The 14,756-nt window shown below is 47.9% G+C and carries 10 protein-coding genes; 7 read left to right on the top strand and 3 right to left on the bottom strand.

What is annotated here, in order from left to right; translation table 11 throughout:
- The first annotated feature begins 80 nt into the window (after window positions 1-80).
- The 5 genes from lon to hflX all read left to right on the top strand — a co-directional run bounded on the left by lon (window position 81) and on the right by hflX (window position 8,931).
- Window positions 81-2,492: an endopeptidase La gene (gene lon, locus BUF15_RS16210; protein ID WP_073614754.1), complete on the top strand. Its 2,412-nt coding sequence runs from the start codon at window positions 81-83 to the stop codon at window positions 2,490-2,492.
- A 139-nt stretch (window positions 2,493-2,631) separates the two neighbouring features.
- Window positions 2,632-3,696: an endolytic transglycosylase MltG gene (gene mltG, locus BUF15_RS16205; RefSeq protein ID WP_234981199.1), complete on the top strand. Its 1,065-nt coding sequence runs from the start codon at window positions 2,632-2,634 to the stop codon at window positions 3,694-3,696.
- Window positions 3,697-3,792: 96 nt separating this feature from the next.
- The gene (locus BUF15_RS16200; RefSeq protein ID WP_073614753.1) at window positions 3,793-5,439 is read left to right on the top strand and encodes an NAD+ synthase; all 1,647 of its coding nucleotides are present in this window, start codon (window positions 3,793-3,795) and stop codon (window positions 5,437-5,439) included.
- 114 nt (window positions 5,440-5,553) lie between these two features.
- Window positions 5,554-7,266, top strand: a complete 1,713-nt coding sequence (locus BUF15_RS16195) for a multiheme c-type cytochrome (protein ID WP_234981198.1) — start codon at window positions 5,554-5,556, stop codon at window positions 7,264-7,266.
- 3 nt (window positions 7,267-7,269) lie between these two features.
- Window positions 7,270-8,931: a GTPase HflX gene (gene hflX / locus BUF15_RS16190; RefSeq protein WP_327021869.1), complete on the top strand. Its 1,662-nt coding sequence runs from the start codon at window positions 7,270-7,272 to the stop codon at window positions 8,929-8,931.
- Here hflX and BUF15_RS26830 read toward each other — a convergent pair.
- The 3 genes from BUF15_RS26830 to pyrE form a co-directional block, all read right to left on the bottom strand.
- Window positions 8,910-9,422, bottom strand: a complete 513-nt coding sequence (locus BUF15_RS26830) for a hypothetical protein (protein ID WP_143170743.1) — start codon at window positions 9,420-9,422, stop codon at window positions 8,910-8,912. The genes hflX and BUF15_RS26830 overlap by 22 nt on opposite strands.
- A gap of 297 nt (window positions 9,423-9,719) precedes the next feature.
- Window positions 9,720-9,890 carry a dual CXXC motif small (seleno)protein gene (locus BUF15_RS27425; RefSeq protein ID WP_200802401.1) on the bottom strand — a complete coding sequence of 57 codons (171 nt, stop codon included), beginning with the start codon at window positions 9,888-9,890 and terminating at the stop codon, window positions 9,720-9,722.
- A gap of 6 nt (window positions 9,891-9,896) precedes the next feature.
- Entirely contained in the window at window positions 9,897-10,448 is a 552-nt protein-coding gene (gene pyrE, locus BUF15_RS16180; RefSeq protein ID WP_073614814.1) for an orotate phosphoribosyltransferase, read from the bottom strand.
- A 281-nt stretch (window positions 10,449-10,729) separates the two neighbouring features.
- Between pyrE and glmS the strand changes: the two genes are divergently transcribed.
- Window positions 10,730-12,571, top strand: coding sequence for a glutamine--fructose-6-phosphate transaminase (isomerizing) (gene glmS / locus BUF15_RS16175; protein WP_073614751.1), 1,842 nt, complete (start codon window positions 10,730-10,732; stop codon window positions 12,569-12,571).
- 585 nt (window positions 12,572-13,156) lie between these two features.
- Entirely contained in the window at window positions 13,157-14,662 is a 1,506-nt protein-coding gene (locus BUF15_RS16170; RefSeq protein WP_234981196.1) for an MFS transporter, read from the top strand.
- Window positions 14,663-14,756: the final 94 nt, after the last annotated feature.

Here is a 14,756-nt window from a genome sequence, read left to right as displayed (position 1 = left end):
CGGGGATACCCGTTATTTTATAAACAGTTGACTCGCCGGTTATCTATGAACCGGTTTGGCAGTTCTCCCAGGAGGTAAGAGTGGAATTCAACGATTCTTTGAGCATTAGTATGGATGATTTTTCCAACAACGAGGAGATGGAAATCCCCGAAGTGCTGCCCATGATGGCAGTACGTGATGTCGTGGTTTTCAACTACATGATTATTCCTCTTTTTGTTGGTCGTCCAGGCTCAGTCGAGGCTGTAAACGAGGCCTTGAACTCCAATAAGCTTATCATGCTTGTCACCCAGAAGGATGCCACCAAGGACAATCCTCAGGAGGCCGATCTATATGATATCGGCATGGTGTGCATGGTTATGCGGACCTTGAAAATGCCTGACGGCAGGCTGAAGGTGCTCGTCCAGGCGATGTCCAAGGCTCGAATAACCGAATACCTCAAGACGGAGCCTTCCTACGAGGTGTCGATCGAAGTTATCGAGGAGACTGAGGTTGAGGAGATCAGTGTCGAGGTCGAGGCTATGATGCGAACGGTGCGTGAACAGACCGAAAAGATCATGTCTCTGCGCGGTATTCTTTCCGCCGACCTCATGATGATCATCAACAACATCGATGATCCTGGTCGTTTAGCAGACCTTGTTGGTTCAAACCTGAGATTGAAAATTGTCGAATCGCAGTCGATACTGGAGGAGATTGATCCAACGAAGCGGCTGATGCTGGTGAATAAACTGCTCTCAAAAGAACTTGAAGTTTCCACAGTCCAGGCGAAGATCCAGAACGATGCCAAGGAGGAGATGAGTAAGTCCCAGCGTGAATATTTCCTTCGCGAACAGTTGCACGCACTGCAGAAAGAACTCGGCGATACCGATGAGCGAACTCAGGAAATTGAAGAACTCGAGGTCAAGCTGAAAAAAACCAAGATGCCGAAAGAGGTCCGTAAGGAAGCGAAAAAACAGTTGAGCCGGATGGATATGATGCATCCCGACTCCTCAGAGGCAACCATTATCCGTACATATATCGACTGGATTCTTGACGTGCCGTGGATGAAATCAACCAAGGACAGGCTTGATCTGGTGGAAGCAAAGGCGGTGCTCGACGAAGACCATTATGGTCTTGAAAAGGTCAAAGAACGCATTCTCGAATATCTCGCTGTGCGAAAGCTGAACGAATCGACCAAGGGGCCAATCCTTTGCTTTGTCGGCCCTCCTGGTGTGGGTAAAACTTCGCTTGGTCAGTCAATCGCAAGGGCGATGGGGCGAAAATTTCATCGTATCTCGCTTGGTGGCATGCGTGATGAAGCTGAGATCCGCGGCCATCGGCGCACCTATATCGGTGCAATGCCTGGGCGGATTGTTCAGGGACTGAAGACTGTTGCTTCCAACAATCCGATCTTCATGATGGATGAGATCGACAAGATCGGCTCGGATTATCGTGGCGATCCTTCTTCTGCCTTGCTTGAGGTGCTTGATCCCGAACAGAACTTTGAGTTTTCCGATCACTACCTCAATCTACCGCTTGACCTTTCCAAGGTCATGTTCATCACTACCGCGAACATGACGGATACCATTCCTGGTCCGCTTCTCGACAGAATGGAGGTGATTAGACTTTCCGGCTACACGCTTGAGGAAAAGACAGTTATTGCGAGAAAATATCTCTTGCCACGGCAGCAGAAAGAAAATGGTTTGAAAGCTTCGCACATCCGGATGAATGATGACACCCTTCAGCATATCATTACCCATTACACCTATGAAGCGGGACTAAGAAATCTTGAGCGTGAAATAGGAAAGGTCTGCCGCAAGATTGCCCGCAAGGTTGCTGAAGGCGGTAAGGGACCCTACAGCGTCAGCAAAAACAATATTGATACCTACCTCGGTCCGCCTAAGACAATACCCGAGTCTGAGGTCGAAAAACTTCAGCAACCGGGCCTTGTTACCGGACTTGCCTGGACTGAAATCGGCGGTGAGATCCTACAGATCGAGGTCAACATAATGCCGGGTAAAGGTAAACTTATTCTTACCGGCCAGTTGGGCGATGTTATGAAAGAGTCAGCTCAGGCGGCTCTCACTTATTGCCGTAGTCGCTCGGAAGAACTCAAGGTCGATGAAGAATATTTCGAGAAGATCGATATTCACGTCCACGTTCCCGCCGGAGCGATTCCCAAGGATGGGCCATCAGCCGGTATAACCATTGCTACCGCGCTCTATTCGGCGATAGTTAAGCAGGAAGTCGTGGTGAAGCTTGCCATGACCGGTGAGGTTACTTTGCGGGGCCGGGTGCTGCCGATAGGCGGCTTGAAAGAGAAGGCACTTGCGGCGTTGCGGGCGGATATCACAAAGGTGATCATCCCGTATCACAACAAAAAGGATCTAGCTGAAATACCCAAGGATATCCGAGATAAGATGGAGTTTTTCCCGGTCAAAAACATGGATGAGGTAGTGAAAATCGCTTTCGGCAAGGGATCGAAGCCGAAGGCTGTGACTGAGAAGAAAAAATAGCTTAAAACAGCAGAGCGGTGAACCTTTACCGTACCTGCATAGGTGGTATGAAATTGTTGTGTTGCTGGATGTTGTTGTGTACATTTGTGATGAAATATCCAGAAAGCCTTTAATCACGTAACAAGCACAAAACTTTTCAGTGTCGGAAAATACACATTCATCCACCATCTCTTCCGGTAGGATCTGGAAAAGGGTCGTCCTGTGGACGGCCCTTTTTCTATGCCTCATGCCATTAGCCTGCTACTACTGGCTGATGCTCTACGCCAACAATAACGGGCCAGCAGGCTCGGAAGATCAGGTTGTTGTTGAGATCCCCAAAGGTACATCTGTCCAGGGAATTGGTAAAATACTTGGTGAGGCCGGAGTTATTCGAGACGATATGCGTTTCATGCTGCTGGCCAGATTGAGAGGGGTGGCTACCAAATTGCGAGCAGGGGAGTTTCAACTCCCCATAGGTAAAAATCCCTCGGAAATTCTCGAGCTGCTGGTTACCGCCAAACCCTATCATTACTCAATTACTATCCCTGAAGGTCTTCGTGGCGAAGATATCGGTGCGATTTTCTCAGCTGAAGGCTGGTGTGATCAATATGTCTTTCTTGAGCTGATTGAGGACCCCGAGTTGATTGCTGAACTCGGGTTTGCCGGCGTTTCTTCGCTTGAAGGGTATCTGTATCCCGACACTTATTTTCTGACCCGGGAAAAGCGAGGAGCAAAATCGATTATAGTAATGCTGGTCAACCGCTTCAAGGAGGTATGGGGAGAGGTGGTGAGCGACATGAAGGACTCGATACCGGACCAGCGTGAGACGGTAATTCTTGCCTCAATTGTTGAAAAGGAAACTGGTGATGCTACTGAGAGGCCGCTTATTGCCTCGGTTTTCCTTAACCGGTTGGAGAAAGGCATGAAGCTGCAGTCTGATCCCACAGTAGTTTACGGCAGCGGCAACTTTAATGGCCCTATCACCAAGAGCGATCTCAAAAGCTCCAACCCTTATAACACATATGTCATTCCCGCATTACCTGCAGGCCCTATTGCCAGTCCCGGCAGGGCGGCAATTGAGGCTGTTCTGCATCCCGCCGAGGTTGAGTATCTCTATTTTGTCTCGAAAAATGACGGAACTCACTATTTTTCCAAAAATTTACGTGAACATATAAATGCGGTTAACAAATATCAGCGGAAAAATAGAGAGAAAGACAGTAAGTAACAATAAGAGTAGCGTGCCATTGTCTGCGCGATAGAGTTCGACAACTGGTAGATTCCAATGTTGAAAAAAGATGAATCCGACGATATGGGGCAATAGGTGAAAATTTCTCTGGTTCAGATAAATCCTGTGATTGGCGATTTTGCCGGCAATTGTGAGAAAATCAGGGCGTACGCTGAAAAAGCATGGAAGGAAGGCAGCCGGCTGGTAATTTTTCCAGAGCTGGCTGTTTCCGGATATCCTCCTCAGGATCTTCTTGAACGGCCATCCTTTCTGCGCGCCAATGATAGCGCTATGGCCAGGTTGATTAAAGAGCTTCCGCCCATTGATGTGATGTTTGGCAGTGTCGAACATTGCGACACCCGTCCGGGTAAGCCATTATATAATTCGGCAGTGGTTGCCAGAAATGGCAAAATTATTTTCAAGGCAAGAAAACAGTTACTTCCTTCATACGACGTCTTTGATGAAACCCGATATTTTGAGCCAGGTCCTCCATCGCAGATCTATGAAGTAGAGGGTCATTATTTTGGCGTTACGGTCTGCGAAGACGTGTGGCATGATGAGGTCCCTGAATATGATATCGCACCGGCAGAAGAGGTGCACCAGCTTGCTGTAAAAGAGGGTAAAAAGCTTACGGGACTGATCAACATATCCGCATCTCCCTTCCAGCGATACAAGGAAGATGTTCGTCGATCGATTTTCACCCGATACTGCAGGCAGCATGTAACCCCATTTCTTTATTGCAATCAGGTAGGTGGCCAGGATTCCCTGATCTTTGACGGACGTAGTCTGGTGATGAATGCAGACGGGAAAGTGGTAGCTCAAGCTATTGGTTTTGAAGAAGATATGATAACCGTTGATACGGGTGACTGGTGTGGGGACCTTCATGCCCCCATTGATCCACCTGTGATCGAAACTATTTACCGGGGACTCATAACAGGTGTTCGCGACTATGTGCACAAATGTGGCTTTTCTTCCGTGGTGCTTGGGCTTTCAGGCGGAATCGATTCGGCCCTTACCGCTGCCGTAGCTGTTGATGCATTAGGGGCGAAAAATGTACTGGGGGTTGCCATGCCTTCCCCATATAGTTCGAAAAAATCGGTCGAAGATGCAGAGCAATTAGCGAACAATCTGCGCTGCAGATTTGAAATACTTCCAATTGGCGAGTTGTTTGGCCTTTTCCGAACAAGTCTTGCCCCTCTATTTGGAGATTTACCAGAAGACCTCGCTGAGCAAAATCTGCAGGCCCGAATTCGCGGTAATCTTCTGATGGCCTTATCCAACAAATTTGGCCATCTACTTTTGACAACAGGCAATAAGAGCGAAATGGCTGTTGGCTACTGTACATTGTACGGTGACATGAGCGGTGGATTGGCTGTAATCTCAGACGTCCCCAAACAGCTTGTGTATGAACTTTCCTACTATGTCAACCGAGAGCAGGTGATAATCCCAGAGCGAATTATAGAAAAACCACCCTCAGCAGAACTGAAACCAGGCCAACTCGATCAGGATGACTTGCCACCATACGAGGTTTTGGACATGATACTTGAAATGTATCTTGAAAAAGGGATGGGCATTGAAGAGATCACCCAGAAGGGGTTTGCTGTCACGGTTGTAGAGGATGTCGTTCGCAGGATCCGGATAAACGAGTATAAGCGCAAGCAGGCACCAATGGGGTTAAAGGTTACCAGCAAAGCATTTGGTTGTGGCCGAAGATACCCTAATACCCAAAATTATCGTGGCTGATAAAGCCGGGGAAGAACTATTGTAATGGGAATGTCAGGCAGATCACGCAACAGGTTAGCCCTGTTGTCTACTGTTTTGCTGGCATTGATCATTGCCGTAATGGCAGTGAAGGAGATGCTAGTTAAACGACCACAACAGCTCTATGTGACATCCTCCGGGGCTGTCGACATGTGTCTGTCCTGCCATACGGAGGAGAAGCTTGATCGCGCACACGATGTTGAAATGATCGGTTGCTCCCCATGCCATCTCGGGAATCCCTTGGCGATAACGAAAGAAGAGGCCCATCAGGAAATGGTCGTAAATCCTGGTGATCTTCGCATTGTTGATAAAACCTGTTCGGTAGAGGGATGTCATCCTGCGGATGTTCATAAGGTGAAGAATTCGCTGATGGCCACCAATCGAGGGATTCTCGGTACGCTGCTTTTCTACTGGGGCGAAAGTGATTCCCAAAATACCGACTTGACCGTGGAAGAACTTATTGCCAGTGGACACAATTCATTCGCTCTCGACTATTATCGAAAACTCTGTGGTACCTGTCACCTATGGAAACAGAAGAACGATATTCCAGATGCTCCTGACTTTTTTAACGAGAAAGGAGGTGGTTGCTCCGCCTGCCATTTCCTTATTCCTGAAACGGAGATAAAGGCGGCAGAGAGCCTGGTAGCGGATACCGCATCCGAGGAGGAGAAGGCAAAAAAGATCCATCCTCATATCACCGCCAAGGTTGATCAGAATAATTGTATTCGCTGCCATAATCGTTCCGGCAGGATTGGTCTATCCTATATTGGCATTTTTGAGTCGGAAGGGTACGGAACACCGTATGAGAAAGGTGGTATGACCCGAAACCAGTTGCCGGGTGCCCGATTTTATCTCGAAATCGCAGATGACATCCATCATAACAAGGGCATGCAGTGCATTGATTGCCACACCCGCAATGAAATTATGGGGGACGGCACCAGTTACGCTCACTATGAAGAGCAGCTCGAGATTTCCTGTGAGGTATGTCACTCGACAAACCCGGGAACAACCCGTAAAAATAATGTACTGAATAATCTCGCCGGTACAAATGAAACTCCACTATTAAAAGGGAAAATAGACGGTGTCATGCGGCCACTGCGCCCCCCGCGCCCCGGTGTTTGTGATTTCAGTCCACATAAGCGGGTTAGCTGTGAGGCCTGTCATTCGACCTGGGTGCCGCAATGTTATGGCTGTCATGTCAAGCAGGACCAGAGAGGTAAGCATCTCGACAAACTGTCGCTCAAAGAAACTGCAGGGCTTTGGGAAGAGGGGCGATCGTATATCCGTTATGAGAAGCCGATGCTTGGTATATGGGAGAACGAAGTCGTCATCGTAACCCCCGGATGTCAGGATATGGTAACCGTGGTGGGCAAAGACGGTAAAGATTCCGGCGGATTTAATCGCTTCACCATGGCGGCCATCAATCCGCATACGACCCAGAAGAAAGGGCGTGAATGTGTCGATTGCCACGCATCTCCGAAAACTGTTGGCCTTGGTGAAGGCACAATTTACCAACAGGACGGCAAACTCGCGTTTCGATCTATGAGTAGAGGGATCGAAACATCAAGCGGCAGAACCGTTCCACTTGATGCCTGGGTTGATATTGAAGGGGAACAGTTGCAGCACGGTTCGAGGCCCAATGTTCGCCCGTTTAATAAAAAAGAACTGCAAAAGATCCTACAGGTGGGGCTCTGTGCTGGTTGTCATGACAGTTACCAGGATCCACTATGGACCAACTATACCGCTGATATGGCCTGTCCGGTTACAACGCAGGCAAAAGGGCGGAAAAATGAAACTAGCAAAAAGTAACAGGTGGGCGTTATCGGAAGTGTAACTGGGAATATTGAGGGTCTAAAAAAAAATCATCTCAAGGCGCTTGAACGGCTGGGTAGCAAACGGGTGCCGCGTGAGATGATTATTGCTCCGGAGATGGCACGGACAATCTGTCAGCTCTCGACTGAATTGAACCGACAGATTGGTCTTTTGATCCATCGTTCAGGCAAGGTCGAGATGGTCATTGTCGGCAGTTTCAGCGGCATCATGATTCCTCAGCTCTCCTCAATCCGGGCATCCGGGGGGAGATTGCGGGGCGTTCGCCTGGTTCACACCCATCTTGCCGGCGAGGATATCAGTGATGAAGACTTGATGGACCTATTGTTTCTTCGACTTGATCTCTTATCGGTTATAAAAATCACTAACGATGGGCTGCCGGATAAAATGTACTCGGTGCATCTCTTGCCGACGCCGGTTGCCGGACAAAATTGGAATTTCCTCGAACCTGTTCATCCTGCATCCCAGACAGACTCATTCGAAGTGCTGGTGTCGGCCCTTGAAGCCGAGTTCACGAAAGCCCACAGTGTGAGGGATGTTGATCAGGGAAGGGACCGTGCTATCCTCATCAGCGTCAGCACCGAACCTCGCCACAGAGCAGAGGAGGAGATGAATGAGCTTATTGAGCTCGCAAAGACAGATGAAGTCGAAGTGCTTGAAATTGTTTTGCAGCGGCGGCAAAAAATCAATCCTCGACTTATCCTGGGCAGAGGGAAGCTTGCGGAAATTATGATTCGGGCTTTACAGCTCGACGCCAACCTCCTCATTTTTAATCAGGAGTTAAACCCATCACAGATTCGGTCTATCACAGACTTTACCGATTTGCGTGTCATTGACCGCACCCAGCTCATTCTCGATATTTTTGCTCATCGTGCCATGAGTCGTGAAGGGAAGCTGCAGGTTGAAATGGCCCAGTTGAAATATATGTTGCCCCGTCTTTCATCTCGTGATGATGCGCTCTCACGACTCACTGGTGGGATTGGTGCAAGAGGGCCCGGTGAGACCAAACTCGAAATTGATCGCCGTAGGATCAACGACCGCTTGGCGCGGTTGTCACAGGATCTGAAGACTGTAAGCAAAGAACGCTATCGCAGGCGCACCCAAAGACGGAAAAAAGATCTGCCGGTCATTTCGCTGGTCGGTTATACCAATGCTGGAAAGTCGACCTTGCTGAACACTCTGACGAACAGCGATATAATTGCCGAAGACAAACTCTTTGCAACACTTGATCCGACCAGTAGACGGCTCAGGTTTCCGACAGAGATGGAAGTGATCATTACCGATACAGTTGGATTTATTCGCAATCTTCCCGCCGATCTGCTGCAAGCGTTTATGGCTACTCTTGAGGAGCTTCAGGAGGCGGATCTACTGGTCCATGTGATCGATATCTCTAACCCCAATCATCATGATCACATACAGGTGGTCGAGCGGTTGTTGCGAGAGTTGGATCTTGGAGATATACCGGTTTTGAAGGTGTTCAACAAAATGGATCGGGTGGAAAATCCCGAAGAGATTCGTATCGAGGCAGAACGGGAAGGCGTTGTGATAAGTGCACTTGATGCTTCAACGCTCAAGCCATTTCTTATCCAGGCAGAGCGTCTGATTGGCAAGGTGATTCATGATCAGGGTCCGAAGCGAAGGTAAAAGCCCAGCTCCTTTTCAAATGCATGTGTTTTTTTGAACTCGCAGCCGATGGCGCTACCAGACACCATTCTAATAATAAATTCACGTTTTAAGCGAGTCGCCTTGCGATCGTCAAGGGTGAAGTCGATATGGCCCTTTTGGCCTATGCTGAGCTTATGCAGGCCTGCTACTTCGAAGCAGGCACCGTCAAGTGACAGGTTTACGACCATCACCTTGCCGCCACCAACGGCAGGTGGGATCATATCGTAGAGCCCTTCTATTTTAGTGGGTTTACGAAAGCATTTACGGAAGTCCAGATTGACCGAGAACACGTTTGCGCATGAGCAACGTACTTTCAGCTTATGTTGTCGTTCTCGAAACTGCCCAACGGACGCCGTTTTTACCGAGCTGCAATATGGACAAACCAAAGTGGTTTGTCCCTCCTCATTGACAAAGGCTTTCGTTGGAGTTGCATCATCATGCGCTGTGGGCCGTCGTTCTTCCACTGTCACTAGATTTACCTTTTTATAACTACTCGTTATTGGAAATAACTCTACTTAGAACATCTGAAAAATTTTTCACAAGCATGCACTTTGCTGAACAGGCAGCAGGTGATTCCTCTCACCTACTTGTATAGTATTCTTTAGTTATAAGAAATCAAATATTTTTTCAAATTAGTGCGCTAGCGTATGAATTACTGTCAATCCTGACACATTTCCGGCACCGGTAAGAACCGGATGCCGAAATATTGTGAGAAACATGATGGGCCGTGGTGGGTGTAGTTTTGGCCCAGAAATATGAGATCTCTCTCAGTCGTACACTATGCAGGTATATCGTGCCAGGATCTCTTCGGTTTCCTCGTCAAGGTCACCGGCTACCTCATGGATATGATATTCTTTCTGGCATTTCGTGCACCGCATCCGTACGCGCCGGCACATGCGATGCACTTCAAGCTTGCCTGAACATTCGCGGCATTTCATAGTCTGTCAGCTGAGCAGCTCCTCTCTGGTAAAAACGGACTCGAGGCGATAACCTGCTTTGGCGAGCACTTCAACACCACCTTCCTGTCGTTCGACGACGGTGGCAACCAGGCCAACTTTAAAGCCCTGAGATTCAACGCGCTCGATAACCTTCAGTAGTGTTCCACCGGTGGTGACGACATCTTCAACCAATGCCACGGTGCAGCCGGCGGGCATGTTTTTCATGCCTTCAATATAGTTGCCGGTCCCATGGCCTTTTGCCTCTTTTCGCACAATAAAGGCAGGGATTGGTTTGTCTTCGAGAAAACTGACAAGGGAAACTGCGGTGACCAGTGGATCTGCACCGAGGGTCATGCCGCCAACGGCTTCGATATTGTCACCTTTGGTGTTAATCAGTTCAAGGAGCAGTTTGCCACAAAGATACGCTCCTTCGGCGGATAAGGTGGTCTGTTTTCCGTCTATATAAAAATCAGATGTTTTTCCGGAAGTAAGGGTAAATGTGCCCTTGCGGTACGATTTATCGAGAAGAATTTCTTTCAAACGCTGTTTTTCTGTTATCATGAGTACATCCTTTTGCAGGGGATTTGACAAGAGTCATGGCTCTCGTTTCAGTGTGATACTTTACTGAATGTTACAGTCTAACGGTTTTTCGGGTTAAAGAAAAGAATAACCTGGAAATGACATGAAAAATTGTGTTAATTTAGTATTTTCTGCCATGGTTTATGCACCTCTAGAAAAATCATTTGAGATTGCTCGACATAGACCCATTGGATTCGTTATTGAACTGAAACGTCTGTTCTGTCGGTTTTTATACAGACATATATTTTGAGGAGAAGATTATGTGTGGAATCGTAGGGTATGTCGGACCGCGGAAGGTAGTACCGGTCGTACTGGAAGGTTTACGACGATTGGAATACCGAGGGTACGACTCTGCGGGTGTCGTCTATCTGCAGGATGGAGCCTTGGTGAAATATCGGGCTGAAGGCAAGCTCATCAACCTGGAAAACCGTATCGGTGACGCTATCGTCGCGCCTTCGCATCTCGGCCTTGGTCATACCAGATGGGCGACCCATGGTGCCCCAACCGAGAAAAATGCCCATCCCCACAGTGACTGCACTGGTGATCTGGTCGTGGTACATAATGGTATCATTGAAAATTATCACTCATTACGAGAAGATCTCAAAGCAAAAGGCCATATCTTCAATTCAGAAACAGATACCGAGGTGCTTGCCCATCTGATAGAAGAGCATCTCTCCGACGATCTGGTGGCAGCAGTTAAAGCAGCGCTTAAAGAGGTTGAAGGTTCATTTGCCCTTGGTGTTCTTTGGGCTAAAGCTCCTGACATGCTGGTTGCAGCCCGTAACCAGAGCCCGTTGGTGCTTGGGGTCAGCGACGATCAAGGGAGCTTCATGGCTTCAGACATTCCTGCGCTTTTGCCCTACACCGATCAGGTGGTGTTCCTCGATGATATGGAACTCGCCGTGATTCGCGAAAATTCCTACTCTGTCCAGTCACTTCTGACAGGAGAAGAGGTGGATAAAGTTGTGCAGTTTATTGAATGGAATGCAGCCATGGCAGAAAAGGCCGGCTATAAACATTTCATGCTGAAAGAGATTTATGAGCAACCACAAGCTATTACTAATACTCTCAGTGGTCGGATCAATGCTGAAACCGGTGAAGTTTCTATTCCAGAGCTAAATCTTCAGGGTGCGGATTTTGATAAAATTGACCGTATCTTCCTTGTGGCCTGTGGCACCTCATGGCATGCAGCGCTGGTCGCAAAATACTGGATTGAGAAATACGCCAATATCCCCGTCGATGTTGATATCGCTTCTGAGTTTAGGTATCGGCATTTACTTATCAATGAACGGGTGATGACCATTGCCATCTCCCAATCCGGCGAGACAGCAGATACCCTTGCCGGGATTCGCATTGCCAAAAAAATGGGCTCTAAAGTAGTTACTATCTGTAATGTGGTGGGTTCGACAATGACCCGGGAATCTGATGGCACGGTTTATACCCATGCAGGTCCGGAAATAGGTGTTGCCTCAACTAAGGCTTTTACCGCTCAACTGGCAGCCCTTTTCCTCTTTACCATATATGTTGCTCAGCAGAAAAAGACCATTTCCAAGGAGAAGGGCGTAGAGTTGGGCCGGGCTCTTATCGGTATATCTTCTGTTATAGAAAAAGAGTTGCCCCGAATTCAGGATCAGATCTCGAGGTTGATTGAGTCGTTCTATGATGCCCGCGACTTTTTATTTGTCGGCAGGGGACTCAGTTTCCCAATCGCCCTGGAAGGCGCTTTGAAATTAAAAGAGATTTCCTATATTCACGCTGAAGGTTACGCGTCGGGTGAACTCAAACACGGACCTATAGCCCTCATTGACAAGGATATGCCTATCCTCGCCCTGGTTCCGCAGGACGATGTCTATCAAAAATCGATCTCCAATGTCGAAGAGATAAAAGCCCGCCTGGGACGACTCATTCTTATTGGCACCGAGGGTGATACGCATCTCCAGAACATCACCGACGATATCATCTATATGCCGAACGTCCACGAAGATATGAACCCGATCATGTACACCATTCCTGCCCAGTTGCTTTCCTATGAGATAGCGACCCGCAGGGGGTGCGATGTGGATCAACCCCGAAACCTTGCAAAGAGTGTTACGGTGGAATAATTTTTTCTGAAAGAGCTTGTCAGAGAGACATCTTTTGAGTCTCTGATGTTTCTCTGACGGCTGAATCTTTCTTGAAGTATCGATTCCTGCTGGCTGGAACGACCAAACCAGAAGGATTCCGGGCGTGGATGTCCCTGACCTGATCGTTGATTCGGTAACCAACTAATTATCAACACAAGGAGTTTGCAGTGGCAGTTTGCAGATTTCAGAAAATAATTGTTTGTCGCTCATTTCCGATAAAATGAGGTCCGGGTCAACCGGCTTGATTTACTCCCATCGTGTATTCAGAATTTCCATTTCCAGTCGTGTATTGAAACCAATATTCTGGATAAGATCTCCAAATTATTGATGTTTCATGTGTAGTCTCTATTGAAATGTATACGGCGTGGCTTCTAAGTGGAAATTTTCGCTCTTGAACTGAGAATTTGCCGCCTTTCCGAGATTATCAACATTGCGGGCGATGCAATGAATGGAAAGGTTCTTTTCATTTTCACCTTTTTAAATTGGGCATACGAGTTGCCAAACTGTCCTATTTTATGGAAGACATAGTAAATATTTCAAGGCATCTCTATGCAGGAACCTATTGTGCAAAACAAAAAATTCATCCTCTTAGCCGCACTTCTCGCCCTTTTTCTCGGGGCCATGGATGCCCTGATCGTGAGTGCGGCAATGCCTTCTATCGTCACTGACCTCGGTGGCCTGACCCTTTATAGTTGGGTATATTCTGCCTATTTCCTTGCTCGAGCAGTGTCGTTGCCCGTATTCGGTAAACTGGCAGATCGATACTCCACAAAGGGCCTCTTCCTTTTTTCTATAACCGTCTTTATGCTGGCCTCTTTTTTAGCAGGCGCCGCATCATCAATGTCAATTCTCATCAGTGCAAGAGTCTTTCAGGGGCTCGGGGCCGGAGGCATATTTGCCTTGGTATATATTGTTCTTTCGGAAATTTCGCTCCCGGGCGAGAGAGGTAAGACTTTGTCGTTTGCCAGTTCCGTCTGGGGTATTTCTTCGATTATCGGCCCGACATTAGGCGGTGTTATCGTTACATATGTTTCCTGGAGGTGGATCTTTTTTATCAATGTGCCTCTTGCGCTCTTATCGTTGGCAACAATTGGTCGTTTCCTGCCAAGTCAGACACGAACTCCGAAAAAGGTGAAACTGGATATCGGTGGTATTACCTGTCTATCCGGTTTCATTCTTTCTTTTTTAACAATTTTCATTATAGGCGGGCGGAATTACGCATGGTTTTCGCCGCAGATACTGGGACTCGGGGTGTTGTCAGTAATTTTTGGTGTACTATTTATTGCTATTGAGAAGCGGGCAGCTGACCCAGTGCTCGATCTACGTTTTTTTGTAAGACCAGTTTTTGCCCTTGGAAACGTTGCGGCATTTTTTGCCAGTTTTGCCATTTTTTCGCTGTTTGCATATGTCCCACTTTTCATAGAAGGCGCATTGGCCAAAACGCCCATGGAAGTTGGTGTGACAATGTTATCCTTGAGCCTTGGCTGGTCTGCAGGGTCACTTGTGCTTGGTCGATTCGTTGATGGTGCAGGCAGTAGGCAAGCTGCTATACTGGGTGGATTGTTTCTTGTTATCAGCAGCGCGGCAATGCTGTTTTTTAATCCACAAACCTCTCTGAGTGTCTGTTTTCTTGTATTTTTGCTTGCCGGTCTAGGCATGGGCTTTGTCACCTTGTCCACTTTGTTGCTGGTACAATCAGATCTTTCCAACGTCAATCTTGGTGTGGCAACGTCTTTTCATCAGTTTTCCAGAACTCTTGGCGGGACGATCGGCGTGGGCATCTGCGGAGGCGTAGTGACAACCGGGCTTCTTCGTAATCTGCAAGATTCGGCTACCATGATTCCACCTGCAGTTATGGATCTTCTGCGCAAAAGCGTGGAGAATCTCTTTCGTGATGAATTCAGGCAAATGCTCAATGAGCAGAGTGCGCTACTGCTCTCGCTGGCCGTATCGAACGCACTGTCGATCGTTTTTTGGATAATTTTTGGAGCAACACTCCTTTGCCTTGCCTCTGCCCTGTTGTTGCGAAAAAGAGAACATAGGCAATTTAATGCGTCAGATGGATTTTGATATGATCGAGGCGTAGGGATACTCCAAGTATAAGGTCCTTATGGGAGGGAGTCCTGAGACTGGGAGAGAGTCTTTCTGCTATCTGATTAATACG

Source organism: Desulfopila aestuarii DSM 18488 (assembly GCF_900143695.1).
GTDB lineage: Bacteria > Desulfobacterota > Desulfobulbia > Desulfobulbales > Desulfocapsaceae > Desulfopila > Desulfopila aestuarii.
This window is presented reverse-complemented; position numbering and strand designations above follow the sequence as displayed.